1 protein-coding gene is annotated in these 215 nt (G+C 65.6%); it reads left to right on the forward strand.

The window, feature by feature from the left end:
- On the forward strand, positions 1-215 hold a 215-nt coding region (locus ACM6IP_RS01690), incomplete at both ends, for a hypothetical protein (RefSeq protein ID WP_414860806.1).

Here is a 215-nt window from a genome sequence, read left to right on the forward strand (position 1 = left end):
CGAAGAGCAGCTCAGCCAGCCGTTCAGCTACCGCATTGAGTTCACCAGCAGTGGCGGAGAGATCGAGGCCGCGCAGATGCTCGGCCAGCGTGGGCAGTTGAGCCTGTACGCCTTGGCGTCGAACGTGCCGGTGTTCAGCTTCAGCGCCCCCGACGCGGTCCTGCCCTTGCGCACGTTGCGCGGTGTGGTCACAGCTTTTCGACGCCTGTCCGGCT

The sequence above is a fragment of the Pseudomonas sp. IT-P176 genome, from assembly GCF_949767245.1.
Lineage (GTDB): Bacteria > Pseudomonadota > Gammaproteobacteria > Pseudomonadales > Pseudomonadaceae > Aquipseudomonas.